This is a genomic window from Parashewanella sp. 2304DJ23-3 (assembly GCF_056591695.1).
This window is the reverse complement of sequence record NZ_JBWQOH010000001.1, coordinates 752,285-769,436: the sequence shown is the minus strand read 5'-3', so window position 1 is coordinate 769,436 and position 17,152 is coordinate 752,285. Positions and strand designations below refer to the sequence as shown.

General features: G+C 39.5%; 13 protein-coding genes. 9 read left to right on the top strand and 4 right to left on the bottom strand.

All coding sequences use genetic code 11. The features are described from left to right. Positions 1-33 precede the first annotated feature (33 nt). Positions 34-864 carry a hypothetical protein gene (locus AC1EU2_RS03440; RefSeq protein WP_480296585.1) on the top strand — a complete coding sequence of 277 codons (831 nt, stop codon included), beginning with the start codon at positions 34-36 and terminating at the stop codon, positions 862-864. On the opposite strand, the gene AC1EU2_RS03435 is transcribed toward AC1EU2_RS03440, so the two are convergent. Genes AC1EU2_RS03435 through AC1EU2_RS03420 form a run of 4 tightly spaced genes read right to left on the bottom strand, consistent with a single transcriptional unit; the run spans position 861 to position 4,279 of the window. Next, positions 861-1,811 carry a D-2-hydroxyacid dehydrogenase gene (locus AC1EU2_RS03435; protein ID WP_480296584.1) on the bottom strand — a complete coding sequence of 317 codons (951 nt, stop codon included), beginning with the start codon at positions 1,809-1,811 and terminating at the stop codon, positions 861-863. The genes AC1EU2_RS03440 and AC1EU2_RS03435 overlap by 4 nt on opposite strands. Beyond that, entirely contained in the window at positions 1,808-2,593 is a 786-nt protein-coding gene (djlA, locus tag AC1EU2_RS03430; protein WP_480296583.1) for a co-chaperone DjlA, read from the bottom strand. The genes AC1EU2_RS03435 and djlA overlap by 4 nt, the downstream gene beginning before the upstream one ends. Then, positions 2,577-3,269, bottom strand: a complete 693-nt coding sequence (murU, locus tag AC1EU2_RS03425) for an N-acetylmuramate alpha-1-phosphate uridylyltransferase MurU (RefSeq protein ID WP_480296582.1) — start codon at positions 3,267-3,269, stop codon at positions 2,577-2,579. Before murU ends, djlA begins: the two co-directional genes overlap by 17 nt. Further along, complete coding sequence (locus tag AC1EU2_RS03420; protein ID WP_480296581.1) at positions 3,266-4,279, bottom strand: aminoglycoside phosphotransferase family protein; 1,014 nt, start codon at positions 4,277-4,279, stop codon at positions 3,266-3,268. The genes murU and AC1EU2_RS03420 overlap by 4 nt, the downstream gene beginning before the upstream one ends. 245 nt (positions 4,280-4,524) lie before the next feature. On the opposite strand from AC1EU2_RS03420, the gene lptD reads away from it, so the two are divergent. From lptD to AC1EU2_RS03380, 8 genes are all read left to right on the top strand, one after another. Continuing rightward, a complete protein-coding gene (gene lptD / locus AC1EU2_RS03415) occupies positions 4,525-6,855 on the top strand; it encodes an LPS assembly protein LptD (protein WP_480296580.1) in 2,331 nt (776 codons plus the stop codon). Positions 6,856-6,990: 135 nt separating this feature from the next. Beyond that, a complete protein-coding gene (gene surA, locus AC1EU2_RS03410) occupies positions 6,991-8,283 on the top strand; it encodes a peptidylprolyl isomerase SurA (RefSeq protein WP_480296579.1) in 1,293 nt (430 codons plus the stop codon). A gap of 12 nt (positions 8,284-8,295) precedes the next feature. Next, on the top strand, positions 8,296-9,282 hold the full coding sequence (gene pdxA, locus AC1EU2_RS03405; protein ID WP_480296578.1) for a 4-hydroxythreonine-4-phosphate dehydrogenase PdxA: 987 nt from the start codon (positions 8,296-8,298) through the stop codon (positions 9,280-9,282). A gap of 5 nt (positions 9,283-9,287) precedes the next feature. Beyond that, positions 9,288-10,088: a 16S rRNA (adenine(1518)-N(6)/adenine(1519)-N(6))-dimethyltransferase RsmA gene (gene rsmA, locus AC1EU2_RS03400; RefSeq protein WP_129948281.1), complete on the top strand. Its 801-nt coding sequence runs from the start codon at positions 9,288-9,290 to the stop codon at positions 10,086-10,088. An 8-nt stretch (positions 10,089-10,096) separates the two neighbouring features. Beyond that, on the top strand, positions 10,097-10,477 hold the full coding sequence (gene apaG / locus AC1EU2_RS03395; protein WP_480296577.1) for a Co2+/Mg2+ efflux protein ApaG: 381 nt from the start codon (positions 10,097-10,099) through the stop codon (positions 10,475-10,477). A gap of 24 nt (positions 10,478-10,501) precedes the next feature. After that, positions 10,502-11,320, top strand: a complete 819-nt coding sequence (locus tag AC1EU2_RS03390; RefSeq protein WP_480296576.1) for a symmetrical bis(5'-nucleosyl)-tetraphosphatase — start codon at positions 10,502-10,504, stop codon at positions 11,318-11,320. A 187-nt stretch (positions 11,321-11,507) separates the two neighbouring features. Then, a complete protein-coding gene (locus AC1EU2_RS03385; RefSeq protein WP_480296575.1) occupies positions 11,508-13,532 on the top strand; it encodes a HAMP domain-containing methyl-accepting chemotaxis protein in 2,025 nt (674 codons plus the stop codon). A gap of 191 nt (positions 13,533-13,723) precedes the next feature. Next, positions 13,724-16,984 (top strand): hypothetical protein, encoded by a 3,261-nt coding sequence (locus AC1EU2_RS03380; RefSeq protein WP_480296574.1) that lies wholly within the window; start codon positions 13,724-13,726, stop codon positions 16,982-16,984. Positions 16,985-17,152: the final 168 nt, after the last annotated feature.

Below are 17,152 nucleotides of genomic sequence, written 5' to 3'. Positions count from 1 at the left end.
AAACATCAGGTAAAAAACAACTCGGAGAGCATCATGCCAGGCGCAAGCTTTCAAACCATTGGGGTCAGCTCATTCAGCAAAAATTTAATGAAGTTTGATGACTCAGTGGTGAAATCTAAAGAAGAAAAAATAGACCTCAAAAAGTTAGATTCTCACTACAAAGGGATTTGGGGAGCCGTTGTAAAATTTTGCCATGTTATTTTTGGAAGAAATCAAGATGATGACAGAGAGGCCGTTTTACAACTAACAGTGCCTTCAATGCAGGTTTGTCAATCAGAGTCTGATGTAAAAGATAGAATTCAAGCATATAAATATATTAAAGATAGAATGCCTGCAAAATATAAGGACGATATTGAGTTACAAATATTGCCTAAGGGGAAGGATGTTCGTTTGTGTCTGAAAATAAAGGAAAACTCTGGTCTTAAGCATGACTTGCATGGATTAAGTTCTGAGTTATTTGATACGGTAGAAGCCCCTAATGAGGAGCTAAGCGAAGATAATGTTTTTGATGCATCGATTCCTCAAAGTCGTTTCGAAAATTGGGAAAGTCGAAGGCTACAGTACCGAGATAAGGTCGTGGAACTATCAGATTTAAAATTAAGTTCTTCAGAAGAAAGAAAGGACATTTCGTCACAAGACAAGTCAGGCGCAACTTTAAAGGAACAGCATCCAGTTGATTGGTATTTGTTTAAGGTTCAAGTGGCAACAATAAACGCAGCAGCTGATGAATACAAGGCAAAATTCAACGTATCCGACAAAGATGTACAAGAGTTCAAACAATCATTAGTTGATGAAGCTAAACAACAGAAGAGAGGCAAGCCAGAGGGATATGCGCTAGCTTCAGGGTGTCATATTTATGCTTAGTTTACACAATTAATTGTTCTTTCATTCAAAAACTCTGAAATATTTTTAACGGTAACTTCCAACAGTCTGCCTCTAGCCTCAACCGTCGACCAAGCTGTATGTGGTGTAATTGTGATGTTTTTGGCTGTAAGCAATGGGTTATCCTTTGCTGGTGGTTCAGTCGATAATACATCTACGCCAGCATAAAGAAGCTTAGCGTTTAAGGCATCTGCCAAAGCCTGTTCGTCCACTAAGCCGCCTCGTCCGCAGTTAATCAATAAAGCATCACGTTTCATTAATTTAATTCTTCGCTCATTAATAAGTTTGTTTGTTGCAGGTGTGAGAGGACAGTGGAGGCTGATAATGTCTGAAGTGCTAAATAGAGTTTCTTGGTCAACCCATTGATAGCCCTCTGGTAATGACTTAGGTTGAGTACGAGAATGTATTAGTATTTCCATTCCAAAAGCTTTTGCAATATTGGCGACTTGTTTACCCGTTTCGCCAAAACCAATAATGCCCATTTTTTTATTTTTTAAAGAAAAGAGGTTAGAGGCTCTAAAAGTGAAATCTACACAATTATCCCAATTACCACGTTTTACCAACCCGTCATGTAAACTTACTTGCTGAGTGTGATTTAGGATGTGAGCAAATACCATTTGAGCGACTGATTCAGTGCTATATGCAGGAACATTACATACAGTAATTCCATGCTTTTTCGCAGCTTCAAGATCGATAATATTTGTACCAGTTGCCAACACGCCTATGTATTTTAAACTCGGAAGCTTGGCGATAGTTACAGCAGTTAAGCTGACCTTATTAGTTAAGATGATTTCAGCACCTTTTGCTCTTTCAATAATTTGTGATTCAGATGTACGGTCATAGGTGAACACTTCGCCTAATTGCTGTAATTTTGAATCATCCAAATCACCTGGATTAAGAGTAAAGTAATCGAGAATCACTATTTTCATTTAAAACCTCTTTGTGCCTTTAAGCTGTCATAAGCGGCTTGAATATCTTGAGCCTTCTTTTTCGCAAGTTCCATCATTTCTTCTGGTAAACCTTTTGCAACGAGCTTATCAGGGTGATGTTCATTCATCAGCTTACGGTAAGCACGTTTAATGTCTTGATCACTGGCAGATTTTTCGAGCCCTAACACTTGATATGCATCATTGATGTTAGTTCTTTGAGGCCCACCCCGAGCTGAAGATTGTTGAAAACGAAACTCTGCTTGCCAACGTTTAAGCAACACTTCTAACTGCGAAGCTGAGAAGCCAAGTTGTTGCGCAATAATAGTAAGAATTTGTTTTTCTTTCGGGTGAAGTTCTGCATCCGCTAAAGCCGTTTGTATTTGGATTTCCAAGAACATTTGTAAGATTTCCTGGCGTCTTCCCGCAATGGCTTTGAACTCTCTAAGGCAAGTGGTTAAATCAAAATCAGCTTGTTTTCCTTGACGAAATGCATTTTGAGCATCTGTCCTCACACTCCCTTGTAAGCGCATTTGATCCATCATCATACTGGCTATTTTGATGTCGGTTTCGGTTACTCGACCTGAGGCTTTAGCCACATGCCCCATAACTGCAAATGTGCTATTAAAGAATTGGCTTTGTTTTTTGCTGGCATTACGAATAATTTGAATGGTGCTGCCACGCTTATCATAAAGGTGCCCTAGCCAAGCACCGAGTAGAGCACCAAAAAAACGGCCAAACATAAAGCCGATAATAGCGCCAAAAACTTTACCCCAGATTTTCATTGATATTACCTTGTTCGAACCTTTGGTTTACTTCTTCTAGTCGTTGTGGCGTTCCCACATCATTCCAATAACCATTGAGTTTATTGCCAAATAACAGCTTTTCTTGAATGGCCTGATTAAATAGTAACGGTGTCGCAAATGCACCATTAGGACTGTCTTTAAATAGTTCTTTTCGATAAATTCCGATACCTGAAAAGGTGAGTCTATCGGTTTTGTCATCAGTGATTTTATTACCTTTGAGAGCATAGTCTCCAGCAGGATTATGTTTAGGGTTTTCAACTAACCATAAACAAGCGAGAGCGTTTTCAGGCATAACAAAATCAGTAATTGATGCTGGTAATTCATCGATAAAGATATCACCGTTTATCACTAAAAAAGGGGCATCACCGAGTAATGGGAGGGCTTTTTTTATGCCTCCTCCAGTTTCGAGCGCTTCACTCTCGTGGCTATACGAAATTTTTAGGCCCCACCTTTCACCACGGCCTAAAGCGTGAGTGATTTTTTCACCAAGCCAAGCTGTGTTAATGACAACCTCTTTAAAGCCAGCGTTAGCGAGCTTTTCTAAGTGGTAGCAAATAAGTGATTTATTATTTACTTTTACTAATGGTTTAGGAATGCTGTCAGTGAATGGTTTTAAACGCTTTCCCCTGCCAGCAGCGAGAATCATCGCTTTCATTGACTATTTCCTTTTGATGATTGCTGAAATACAGGGATTATTTTACTTTTCATCCAATGATCAAATTCTGCTAATTCCGGATACTTTGACGTAACTTCTATTATGTAGTTCAAGGTTTGCGGAATATCTTTTAGGTATCCAGCTTTATTGTCGCGATAAAACAAACGACTAAAGATACCAGCAATTTTGATATGACGTTGTAAACCGGTTAAATCAAACCAACGTTGATATTGCGCAAATGAAACTGACTCGCTTAATATCCCTGCTTCAATAGATTGCTCAAAATGCTGTTGTTGTAACGTTTCAAAATACACCTTTGGGCAAACAACATAACAGTCACGGAGCAGTGATACTGCATCGTAAGTAAATGGACCTACAACACTGTCTTGATAATCAATTAAATACAGTTTCTGATTTTTAACCATAATATTACGACTATGGAAATCACGATGCATTGTGCATTGAGGTTGCTCTAGCAAAGCGGAACTTAGAAAGTTGTACACGTGGTGCAGTAGTTCAATTTCCTGATTGTCGAGCTTAAGTTGTAGGTGATGTCCGATAAACCATTGATCGAATATACTCAATTCAGTTTTGATGAACTTTTCGTCGAATACTGGAAGTTCATGAGCTGGCGTCGACTCAACTCGAGCAACGCTATTCAGTAACGCTAGAGACTCAGAGTAGTAACCTTCTATCGCAGCATCAGTTAATACTGAGCCCAGCTGAGTGTCACCTAAATCAGACAATAACATAAACCCTTGAACATTTTCATGCGCAATCACTTGAGGAACAGCTAGATGCTGAGCATCGTAACTATTCGTGAGTTCGATAAAAGGAATAATGGCAACCAGCTTGATAGGAGAGTCAACGGCAATAAACGTTTGGTTATCATGACATACTCGAAAATAGCGACGAAAACTGGCATCTCCGGAAATCAGCTCTATCTCAAAAGCGCCCACAAGCTTGCTTTTAATCCATGCTGTTAATGTTTCAAATCTAGAATCAGACAAAAAAACCTCATATCACTTTGTTATTTTAATAATGGAAACAGTCTAGAGAACAAAATCAAAGATACTTGAGGTTGAAATGTCAAATTTAATACCAAAATCTGTGGCTTTGTTTACAACAAAAACTGATTATAAATGTTCTCTGAAAATTGCATCTCAGCTGATTACAGGTATATTATAGCGACTAATTTTTTAGAAACAGCTAATAAATCAATTTGCTGGCTCAGAGTGATAAAATTATTAACCGAATGAAGCTACGCTACGCTATAGCCCTAAGTTTGGCACCACAATTGGTGCTGGCTCAACAACCAAAGACGATTGACCCTGATAATGGTGTTATTGATAACAAGCCAATCGCAGTTCGTTCCCAATGCGTAATTATACCGCCTAAGGCACCACAGTATATTAGTGATCGTGATCAAGTCGTAGAAGATAATCATATTCGTATCGAATCTGATCATTCAGAAGCTCAGGTCGGTAAAAAAGCGCACTTCTCAGGCGGGGTAACCTTTAACCAAGGTGACCGACACATCTATGCTGATGAAGCTACTGTAAATGATGAAACACAGCAATTGTCTGCGAAAGGCAATCTAACGTTTGAAGACCCGCAAATTACCATTGTTGCTGATTCATTAGATGCAGAGATTAAAAATAACAGCGCTTCGATGACAGGTACAAAGTATTGGTTAAAAGGTCAGCAGGTTCATGGCGAAGCTAAAGGTTTAGAAATCACACCAGAGAATGACTTAATTTTATCAGAAAGTAGTTTTACAACTTGTCCTGAAGGGCATGAATCGTGGAAGCTCGAAGCTGATGAGATTAAAATCGATAGCTCTGAGGAATGGGGGGCGATTTATAACGCCCGCTTAAAAGTTGGTGGCGTTCCCGTTTTATACGTACCTTATATGACGGTTCCTGTATCTGATAAACGCAAATCGGGGCTGCTATTTCCAAAATTCAGTACCAGCACGGTTAATGGTGTTGAAGTTGCACTACCTATTTATTGGAATATTTCACCAAACTATGACTTAACCTATACCCCAGACTATATGTCAAACCGTGGTCTGTTTAATAAGGTTGAGTTTCGTTATTTAACCAATGGTCAACAAAACGGTCAGTTAAATTTTGAGTATTTACCGACGGATGATGAAATCTCTGGTAGCCCAAATCGATATCTTTATCACTGGAACCACCAAGGAAAGTTGAACGAAAACTGGCGAGTACTTGCCAACTTTACTGATGTTTCTGATAACAACTACTTCACCGATTTAGATTCTGACATTAGACAGGATAATGATAATCAACTGTTAAGAGTGGGTGAGCTCAATTATTTGAGCCACGATTGGGACTTTGGTCTCAAAGTACAAGATATCAAAGTGCTTGGTCTAGCTGAAAAGCCATTTCAAGTAATGCCGCAGCTTACGGCCACGTATCGTTTACCTGAACTCTATGACAACATGGATTTCAGCATGTATTCGGAGGTCACTAATTTTGCTCATCAAGATAATGATCATAATACGGCGACCCGTTTACATTTAGAGCCAACATTGACTCTGCCTTTTTACGGCCCTGCAGGTTCTGCGTCGGCGGAATTTAAGTTATATCAAACAAATTACTGGCAGGAAGAAGATGCGATTGATTCACAACTAAAAGATACTGTTAGTCGAACCATTCCATCAGTACGTTTAAACGCCAAAGTAAACTTTGATAGAACGTTATCTTTGTTTTCTGAACAGTATCGCCAAACGTTAGAGCCACAAGTTCAATATTTGTATGTTGGCTATGAAGATCAATCTGATATTGGACTTTATGATACAGCACAGTTACAAGAGGATTACTACGGCCTCTTCCGTGATCGTCGCTTTTCTGGTTTAGATCGTATTTCCGACGCCAACCAAGTGACTCTGGGTTTGACAACAAGATTGTTTGATTCTCATAACCGTGAAAAAATAAAGTTCAGTTTTGGACAGATTTTCTATCTAGAAGACAGCCGAGTAAATTTACTTGATAGAACGATTGAAAACCAACCTTCATCTTCAGTATTAGCCACGGAGTTAGATGCCCATATTTATAATGATTGGTATTTTAGCTCTGCAGTACAGTATGATACTCAGCTTAGCAAAACTAAGAAAAACGAAGTTTCTCTAGATTTTCGTCCTGAAGCGAACAAATTGTTCCAGTTGAGCTATCGATATGTACCTGATCTTGTCAACGCCAATAACAATAATCAGGTTGATATTTCTCAAGCTGGTGTGAGAACAGCATGGCCACTTAAAGACAATTTATACTTTGTCGGAAATTGGTATTATGACCTGAATAAAAAAAGAAGCATCGAGTCTTATACTGGCTTTCAGTATGAATCTTGTTGTTGGGCAGTACGTTTAAGTTATCATTATCGAATTAAAACTAATTATGATGATAATATTGCGAGTAATCCTATTGAGCGTGAACAGTTTGAAAGTGGCGTATATTTGAACTTCCTCATAAAAGGGCTTGGTGGCTCTGGTAAGTTAGGTGTTTCAGATATGCTCAATGAAGGGATCTTTAATTACCGTAAACCACTTTATTTAAGAAATTAATAATTTAACCGAACTGCTGAACCTCTTTCGAAGTTCAGAGTCAAATGGAATTCTAGCCATACCCATTTTAAATCGAAATGGGTATCGGATAACGAAATTAAACAAAATGAAAATAATCAGCCAAGGAATTTGTGGATGAGATTTTGTAAAACCATTATTTTTACGCTTTGTGCGTTACTACTGAGTCAAAGTGTTATTGCTGCCCCACAACCATTGGATCGTGTCGCCGTTCAAGTTGATGATGGAATCATTCTTGAAAGCGAAATTCAAGACATGGTAAAAACGGTTAAAGAGAATGCGAAATCGAATGACCAATCATTACCTTCAGATAACGCTTTGCGTACACAAGTTATTGAACGTTTGATTTTGAATCATTTGCAGATGCAAATGGCTGATCGAATTGGTTTACACATTGGTGATCTTCAACTTGATCAGACCATAGGTAACATTGCTAAAGAGCAACATTTAACGGTTGAGCAAATGCGCAACAAAATTGAGGCTGCAGGCTCAAGCTTCGCCCAATACCGTGAACAGCTTCGACAAGAAATTACTATCGGCGAAATTCAGCGTATTCAAGTGCAGCGCCGCATTCAAGTCTCACCACAAGAAGTCACTAATTTGGTGAACATGATTCAAGAGCAAGGTCAGAAGAATGTTGAATATCAAATTGGCCATATTCTTATTGAAATACCAACTAACCCAACGAGTGAACAATTAGAAGCCGCATCGAAGCGTGCTCAAGCTGTTTTAAAACGCTTGAAAGATGGTGCTGACTTTAAGCGTACAGCGATAGCTTCATCATCTGGTCCTAAAGCGTTAGAAGGCGGTATTTGGGATTACATGAACGTCAATGAAATGCCGACATTGTTTGCCGAAGTAATGAATGGTGCGAGCAAAGGTGATATTTTAGGGCCAATCAAAAGTGGTTCCGGCTTACACATCATTAAGGTAATGGACGTTCGTGGCCAACAATCAAATGAGGTTGAAGAAGTTCGAGCAAGACATATTCTATTAAAACCATCACCGATTCTTTCAGAAGAGCGTGCAAAAACGGTATTAGAGCAGCTGCTGGAACAAATCAAATCTGGTAAAGCGAAGTTTGAAGATCTCGCTCGTAAGTACTCTGAAGACCCTGGTTCTGCTGCTAAAGGTGGTGAACTTGGTTGGTCGCAATCTGATGTCTATGTGCCAGAATTTGCTCGAACGCTAGATAACCTCAAGGTTGGGCAAATCAGTGAACCATTCCGTACTAGCCATGGCTGGCACATTGCGCAGTTAGAAGAGCGTCGTAAAATCGATGCCACTGACAGAGTGAATACAAACCGTGCTCACCAGCTGATCTTCAGACGTAAATTCAATGAAGAACTGCAAAACTGGTTAGAAGAAATGAGAGCAAATGCTTATATCGAAGTGTTTGACCAAAAATAGAGGTTTTAATTTTTGACGATTAAACGAATCGCCATCACTCCGGGCGAGCCAGCAGGTATCGGCCCGGATCTCGTAGTTAAATTAGCTCAGCAGCCGTGGCCTGCTGAGCTTGTCGTTTGTGCTGACCCGAAATTACTTAAAGAGCGCGCTAAGCAAATGGGACTTCCCTTGACGCTTAAGCCTTATCAACCTTCACATGAGCCCATCGCACAACAAGCTGGTACATTGAATATTGTGCCATTTGATGTTGCTGAGAATGTTGAGTGTGGGGTACTTAATGATAAGAACAGTGCTTATGTTGTTGATACCTTAAAGTTTGCCGGTGAACACAATATGAGTGGTGAGTTTGATGCTGTTGTTACGGGTCCTGTACACAAAGGTATCATCAATCAGTCAGGTATTTCCTTTAGTGGTCATACGGAATTTTTTGCTAACCAAGCAGGCTGCCAAGATGTAGTGATGATGCTCTCTGCGCCAGAATTACAAGTCGCACTGGTTACAACACATATTCCATTAGCGTATGTATCTAAAGCGATAACGGCTGAACGCATTAAAAATATCATTAATATTCTTTATAAGGATTTAACGACAAAGTTTGCGCTTGAGCGACCTAAGCTTTATGTTTGTGGTCTTAACCCCCATGCTGGTGAAGATGGCCATTTAGGCCGAGAAGAAATTGATATTATTATTCCTGCACTTGAAGAGTTACGTGCAGGCTTAGCAATGGATATTGTAGGGCCATTGCCGGCCGATACATTGTTTCAACCTAAATACCTTGAAGATGCAGATGCCGTTCTCGCAATGTATCACGATCAAGGATTACCGGTTTTAAAATCATTAGGGTTTGGTAAGTCAGTGAATATCACGCTTGGTTTGCCTTATATCCGCACCTCAGTAGATCATGGTACCGCATTGGATTTAGCTGGTACTGGTGAAGCAGACGTTGGAAGTTTTGTCTGCGCTTTAAATAAAGCCATTGAACTGGCCGAAAAGAATTAATAGTAATGAGCAGTAAAGTACATTTAGGCCATACGGCCAGAAAACGTTTTGGTCAAAACTTTTTGACTGACATGAATATCATCGACAGCATTGTAGGCGCCATTTCTCCAGATAACGATCATACTATGGTCGAGATTGGTCCAGGTTTAGGAGCCCTTACTGAACCTGTAGCTGAAGATGTTGATAAACTTACCGTTGTTGAGTTAGATAAAGACCTCGTTGAACGTCTGAAAACACATCCATTTTTAAAAGATAAGCTGGACATTCATCAGGGTGATGCAATGCAATTTGATTTCAGTACGCTGAAAGAAGATGGCAAAAAACTGAAAGTATTTGGTAATTTACCTTATAACATTTCAACACCATTAATGTTTCATCTTTTTGAATTTGCAGAAATGATTGAAACTATGCATTTTATGCTGCAAAAAGAGGTGGTGTTACGCTTATCTGCAAGTCCAGGTACGAAAGCTTACGGCCGTTTAACGGTAATGGCGCAGTATTACTGTCAAGTGGTTCCTGTTCTTGAAGTGCCTCCAGAGTGTTTCGCACCACCGCCTAAAGTTGATTCAGCCGTTGTTCGATTGCTGCCATACGAAGTTAAACCTTATCCTTGCGATGACATAAATGTTCTAAGTAAACTGGTCACTCAAGCATTTGGAATGCGACGTAAGACGCTACGAAATAACTTAAAATCTGTTCTGAGTGATGATGAGTTTGCACAACTTGATGTTGATGCTACTTTGCGTCCAGAGCAGATCAGTGTTGAACAGTTTGTAAAAATGGCGAATCACATCTGTCGAAAATAGGAAAAAAAATGGCACAGGATAACCATTCATTTCGAGTTGAAGTAAAAACAGAATATCTTGAGGAGCAATCCTCTCCAGAAGAAGAAAAGTTTTTATTTAGCTACACCATTACAATTGTTAATTTAGGTGCTTTACCTGCTAAATTAGAAACTCGCCATTGGATCATTACTGATGGAAATGGTCAGCAGAATGAAGTGAATGGTGCGGGCGTTGTTGGTGAAACTCCAGTCATTGAACCTGATAGTGCGTATCAGTATACCAGTGGCACAATGTTAGATACGCCACTGGGTTTTATGGAAGGTTTTTATCATATGAAAGCGCAAAACGGTGAGATGGTTAAAGCCATCATTCCACGTTTTCGTTTAGCTGTGCCAGGTTTGCTTCACTAATAGGGAACACTTTTTTAAACAAATATGTCTAAATACTTTGTTGGAGATATACAAGGATGTTATCAAGAACTTAGACTGCTGCTTGATGCCGTCGACTTTAATCCATCAAAGGATGAGCTTTGGGCTGTCGGTGACTTAGTGGCTCGTGGTCCTGACTCTCTTGCGACGTTGGAGTATCTGCATGGCCTAGAAAATAGTGCAAAGGTGGTTTTAGGTAACCATGATTTACACTTACTCGCATTAGCCGCTGGCGTAAAAAAACGTAACCCTAAAGATTTACTCGATCCTTTACTCGACTCTCCTCATTTACCTAAATTAGTTGACTGGATACGTCAACAACCACTGGTTCGATATTTACCTGAGCACAACGTCATTATGACGCATGCAGGCATTCCGCCACAGTGGGATTTAGATACCTTATTATTACAAGCGAATGAAGTCTCAGATACTTTGAAAAGTGAAAGGTATATAGAGTCTCTCATTTCAAAAATGTATCACAATAAGCAATCTAAATGGCATGACGAATTAAGTGATTTTGATAAGTTAAAATTTACCATCGATGCATTAACAAGAATGCGTTTCTTACATCAAGATGGCAGCTTGGATTTTGCATGTAAGTTGCCAGCGGCTCAAGGGCACATTGAAGGCTTGAAACCATGGTTTGAATTTCCCAGTAAGCTGCTTGATGAAAATACTTTAGTTTTTGGGCATTGGGCCGCCCTAATGGGAGAAGTACCGCATTCACATTTGATGGCACTAGATACTGGTTGTGTGTGGGGAGGGCCAATGACGTTGTGGCATTTAGAAACAAATCAAAAATTTACCCAAAAAAGGTTAAAGTAAGGTTAAAATACTGCCGATATTATTTACAGATAATAAAAAGATAAAACTGTAAAGTGCGGCTATATCATTTCCATTGATTTTCTCGCCTTTTAATAACAATACCGAAATTTCTACTTATTGATACAACCCCGCTTTTAAATAGGCTGGTGTATTGATTTTGGGAAGAGCTATAAAGTCGGAGTACCCTATGAAAATTTCCGTGGCTATGCGCGTCATTGGCGGGTTTAGCGTTGTAACCCTAATGCTCATCATCCTTGGATTGATGTCTCATCGAACCAATAACAGTTCTAGAGAAAGTACGATGGTGATGCAGGAAGTCAGTTTACCTGCATTAAAAGCAACAAGTTTCCTGTCTGAAAATCTGAGTGAACAAAGAAGATTAGCTTTACAAGCTTTTCATACCAATGAAGCGAGCAAAATACCTAATATCCAAAATCAATTTCAAAAGAGTTCAACGCAATTCAATCAAAGGCTGAATGAGATTGAGGGGTTGATGAGAAAAAACGAAGACTTATTAAACCAAGCTTCAGCCATTCGAAATCAATATCGCTCTTATCAATCCACGAGTCAAAACGTCATTTCAGACCAGCAATCAGCAAGAGAAATTCAAGAAAGCTTGAATGTAAAAAGTGAAGAGTTTGAATCATCTTTAGATGATGCATCTTCTCTGCTACTTGATTTGATTGATTTTGAGAGCAGTGATGATAAAGCTTTACAAGCTATTGCGGCTTCAGCCGTTACCATTGACTCTAGTTTAAGTGGTTTAATAACAACGGTTTTAGATCTGATTAACAGTAAAGATAAGCAACACTACGATATTTTGAATAAAGAGCTTAGCTATGTTGTTGGCGATGTTATGGCTAAAGCCGAACACCTAAAGCGTGATGGAAATAACAATAACTTAGCATTAGACACTATTGAAGAAGTGACTTCCAGCATTGAAACATTACTGAGCCAAGTTCAGGGTGACAATTCCTTCTTATCTCAAAAAGCCAAACAATTGAGTGTTGAGTCGCAGGTGGATTCAGGTTTTACACAATCTGAAAGTATCGCAATGTCACTGGCGAACAAACTTGGGCAACTCAATTCGAATATTGAAACTTTTAGTAATAAAATTAACCTGCAAGCGATCGAGAATATTGATACAGCAAGTACACAAACCAAAATTGTTGAAGTGATTGCAATTTTGGTGGCAATTTTCGTGAGTTATTTGGTCGTTCGTCCTTTGAAGTCGTCACTTGATGAGGTGAATCATGCGCTTCAAGTTTTGGCTTCAGGTGATTTAACGCATAAGCTTGATGACTCAGGCCATGATGAGTTTGCAAAGTTAGCCAGCAACTGTAATCGTCTCGTTGATAGTTTAAGGGATGTTATTACAGGTATTTTAGACCGTTCAACTCAACTCGCTGCGGCTGCAGAAGAAACGTCAGCGATTACAACACAAACCACTGCGGGAATTAATCAGCAAAAAGATCAGGTTCATATTGCTTCAACTGCAACAACAGAACTTAACTCAAGCGCACAACAGGTCTCAGAGAGCGCAGAGCAAGCCTTAGTTGAAATCAAGCAAGCCGATGAAGAAGCTAAGCATATCCGTGAAATTGCAGAAGAAAATAAACGCATTATTTTAGCGCTTGCAGATGAAGTAGCGACAGCGGGACAGGTCATCAATAAAGTTCACTCGGACAGTGCATCAATAGGTTCAATCTTAGACGTGATTCGTGGTATTGCGGAACAAACTAACCTGCTTGCACTTAATGCCGCAATCGAAGCTGCACGAGCTGGTGAACAAGGTCGAGGATTTGCGGTTGTTGCGGATGAAGTTCGCAGCCTAGCTTCAAGAACTCAAGATTCTACCAGTGAAATTCAGCAAATGATTGAAATTCTCCAGCAGGGTACTGAAGAAGCAGTAAGAGTGATGGAGCTTGGACGTTCACAAGCGAGCAGTTGTGTTGATAAAACAGAACAAGCTAATGCTGCACTGGAAACCATCAGTGAGTCTGTTCATAAAGCTTATGATTCTGGTATGCACATTGCCAATGCCGCTCAAGAGCAAAATGTGGTGAGCCAGCAGGCGTCAGAAAAGCTCGATGAGATTGCCATGATATCTGAAGAGACTGCCGTTGGCGCCGAACAAACCGCTGCGTCAAGTCACCAAGTTGCTCAACTTGCTGAAGAACTTAAAACCTCCGTGGGTGAGTTTAGAGTTTAGCCATTCTTAAAGCCCCGTTCAGGGGCTTTTTTTATTCTTTAAAATACTTATAACCCTGTGATTATAATATTGGGTTATTTATATTTTTCATGAACAAAAATTAAAATACTTTTTATCCTCCGTAAATTATGATTCAGTAAAAACATTATAAACTTAGTATGTCAAAGTAGTTTGTAGTGGGTTTAGAATAAGTGTTACCAGTTGAAGGTTCATTAGAAAGAGTAGCAGAATATGATTCAAGCAGAAGCTTGAGTCCTAATCACCTCGTTGGGCAATTAAAAGGGGCTTCAATTGGTGCTCCTGAACCTAAATATTTTTTTCCAAGAACTGAAGAAGGATACGAAACTCAATGGCAATATAATGCTAGTGATGACGAAGCTGACGACAGCAGCCCAAAAACAAGAGAAATAACTGATAGTTTTTTTTCAAAAGCATATGGCACGACCCAAAATCAAAATACAGGAGCTTCTGAGGAGAGTGGAAGCTCAGAGGTAACACCTAGTTCATCACCATCAACAAGAAGGACTAATAGGAGAAATGTTCCACTTCCACCTCTCCCATTTCAACTAGGTGGGGATAGTCGTAACTCTAATGAAAGTGAAGTCTCATCAAGGCCTAATTCAGCTAACAAAGCTCCTCAGTTGCAGGCTTCAAAAACTGCACCGAAGAAATGGTCGGTGGCTTCTGTACAGGAAGAACAAAAGGAAAAAATTGAGACTGAAAGAGCAATAGAAATTGAATTTGAGAAAAAGTACAATGAATGCCAGCGTGAGAAGTTGCACTATGAACGTGAATTAGGTGCAACTTCAGGTGTAACGACTCTCAAACGTATTAAAGAGCACACAACTTATGTAAGCGAAATGGAAGGGCTATACCCAAACTTAGAAAAAGCGCTATCGGAATGGTGTACCGCAGCAAAATATAATGCGAAGCTTGCAAAAGGGATCTCCGGAGTTGCAAAAAGTAACCTTGAGAAAGCAGAAAAGAGGTTAGAATTACTTGAGAGACAAAGACATTTATTTAGAAATGAAATTGATACTAAGCTTAGCAAGTGGAAAGACGACCTACGAAGACAGAGTAGAAAAATTAAACCTGCCAGTGAAGGTACTTTAACTAAGAAGGCAAGCAACCCTTCTGACCCCGTAACTGCTGACACAAGTAAAATAACAGTTCAGCCCCCTCCAAAAGCTTTAGTCGTTGGTATTAACGATTATGACGTTTTACCTCCCAGAGCTACGATGGTACTTCCACCTCTGTATCAAAAAGACAGGAAAGATGCTGCTGGTGTAACGGTTGGTAACAAAATGTATGAATCAATACCTGATGAAGGTTTGCAAGCTCCGACTGCTCGGGCTCTAGTTGCTCAAGAGCCCAAAGAGAATCTTGCTCCACTGCATAATGATGAGCTTGATAATCCTGATGGTTCAAACATTTACACTGAACCTAATGCACCTTCTATTAAAGCGATGGTTCAACAAGAAGCAAGCAAACCACCTTTAGAAACAGCAGGAGCTCATGTTTATGATTCTGTCGGTATTAAAAAAGATGAAGAAAAAATATATACCTCAATGCATGACCCAGAGGTGCTTGCTGAAAAGTTAGAGAGAGAAAGGCAGTCTAAATCAACTGCAGAACCAAAAGCGCAGATAGATCCTGCTTTATTAATGACCTCAGAAAATGTTCTGCATATGTATGAAGAAGATAAAGCAAACGCTAATTATAGTACTACAGAAGACGTTCAAGAAACTATGTCTGGTGGATATTTTAATCCTCAATTACTGCAGAGAGAACCTAAAGCACCTAAGCCTACAGATCAGATTACACAGCATTTGAGGTATGCTCAAGCAAGTGGAACCCCTTTAGTTAATGGACTTGGTGGATCAACTGGTACTCCGTCAACTATGCCAGAGCCTGCTTCATCAAAACCAGCTATTTACGCAAATATTACACCTCCATTGCCACCGAAGGTCGATGCAAGTGTACAGGATGTTCAAAATGGGCAAAATAAGGCTGGAACCCCACAGGAGAGTGTTTTATCTGAAGTGAATAAAGGAATATTAGTAGAAGATACTGAAAGCTCATTATTACAACAGTCTGGGTCTTATGATCAGCTTGCCCCAAAAGATCTACCAAAAGATTCACCGGTGGTTCAGTACTCTGTAGGTGGACGTTATGACAGTTTGGAACGTGAAAAAGTAGTTGAAAGTGAAACTGCTAACACTTCGAAGCGCTCCCTAGAACTAGAAACTGAAACACAGCATCATAGAAAAGAAGATGTTTTAGATACTTCATCATCCCGTCAAGGTTTCACAAGTTCGTTGGACTTGGTTAGACCAACAAAACAGCAGGCTCAAGCTGATTCGAGAGATAGGTCGAACTCTTTACCAAGTGCTATGAAAAATCCTGAGGCAAAATTTTCTTCGCTTAATTTATCTCAACCACAAATTGCACATGCTCAATTAGCAATGGTAGGTGGGACTGATGAACTAAGACCTGAAGTCCAAGCTGCCCCTCCTGCTCAATTTACAATGGCAGGTGATAATGTTGAAGTAAGCCCAGAGCTTCAAGCTGCCTCTCCTGCTGCTCAGCTGCCAGATGAAAAAACGGTTGATAAAGAAAAGAGCAGACAACTTAAGGAAGCAGTTAATAAGAAAGAAGCTGAAGAAATAAAAAATATTATGCTTCCTGGAGATGAGGAAGTTTCAATCGATGATGATGTTTGGGTAAAAATTGAAGATACGCCTAAGGTAGACCTTGCTGAAGCCGTAAAAGAGCTAAAAGATTTTAAAGAGAGAAAAACAACAGATTTAAATACCGCTACTGCATTGTTTGAACATGGTGGGTTTCATCATATTCAAACTTCAGCTGAAGCAGATAACACTTTCGGTAAAATAGATGATGTAGACTCTCCACTTAAAAATGCCTTGGATAAAAAAAATAAGGTGATAGCAAGACATTTAGTAAGTGTTGAAGCAAGTGCTAGAGATACAACACCATTACATATTGCTATAAAAAGAAAACTGACAGGTTTCTTTACAAAGCTCTTTAGCTTTGTCTTTAAAGAAAAAAGAGCTCAAAGTGAGAACTTTGACAATGGTACTTCCCAGTCACAAACAGAGCAGAGCATAGACAACGGTACTTCACCGTTACAGACCAGAGACAATGGTACTTCACAGTCACAGACTGAGCAGAACATTGATATAGCCACTCATGCCGTCATAGCAGATGTAAGTAAAGAGATAGAAGTTGACTATTTTCAATTAAATCAAAAAGACGAGCAAGAAAAAACGCCACTTGAGTTATTGATAGAGCAAAATGAAAAAGAGGCGCTATTAAAAATTGTCAACGCAAATGGTTTTAAAGCTGAACAATTAGAAGACAGAGAAAAGCTTTATAATCTTGTCTCTGAAAGAACAGGTTGGCAAGGTGTTGCGAGCAGGCTGAAAGTTTAGTTCATTTTAATTTTATTGAAGGTCTATTTATCTTAAGTATCTTTAGTGAGCGTTGAGATGAATGATCGAATACAAAGTTGCTAATACTAACTATGACTTGTTATGTCAATGGTATGCAGCGTTACGCTATGAAGAAGGTGCTGATGTTGTAGAACGCAAAATTCCTTA

Coding starts and splice junctions, on each gene's coding strand:
- AC1EU2_RS03440 (WP_480296585.1), top strand. CDS start 34: ATGCCAGGCGCAAGCTTTCAAACCATTGGGGTCAGCTCATTCAGCAAA.
- AC1EU2_RS03435 (WP_480296584.1), bottom strand. CDS start 1,811: ATGAAAATAGTGATTCTCGATTACTTTACTCTTAATCCAGGTGATTTG.
- djlA (WP_480296583.1), bottom strand. CDS start 2,593: ATGAAAATCTGGGGTAAAGTTTTTGGCGCTATTATCGGCTTTATGTTT.
- murU (WP_480296582.1), bottom strand. CDS start 3,269: ATGAAAGCGATGATTCTCGCTGCTGGCAGGGGAAAGCGTTTAAAACCA.
- lptD (WP_480296580.1), top strand. CDS start 4,525: ATGAAGCTACGCTACGCTATAGCCCTAAGTTTGGCACCACAATTGGTG.
- surA (WP_480296579.1), top strand. CDS start 6,991: ATGAGATTTTGTAAAACCATTATTTTTACGCTTTGTGCGTTACTACTG.
- rsmA (WP_129948281.1), top strand. CDS start 9,288: ATGAGCAGTAAAGTACATTTAGGCCATACGGCCAGAAAACGTTTTGGT.
- apaG (WP_480296577.1), top strand. CDS start 10,097: ATGGCACAGGATAACCATTCATTTCGAGTTGAAGTAAAAACAGAATAT.
- AC1EU2_RS03390 (WP_480296576.1), top strand. CDS start 10,502: ATGTCTAAATACTTTGTTGGAGATATACAAGGATGTTATCAAGAACTT.
- AC1EU2_RS03385 (WP_480296575.1), top strand. CDS start 11,508: ATGAAAATTTCCGTGGCTATGCGCGTCATTGGCGGGTTTAGCGTTGTA.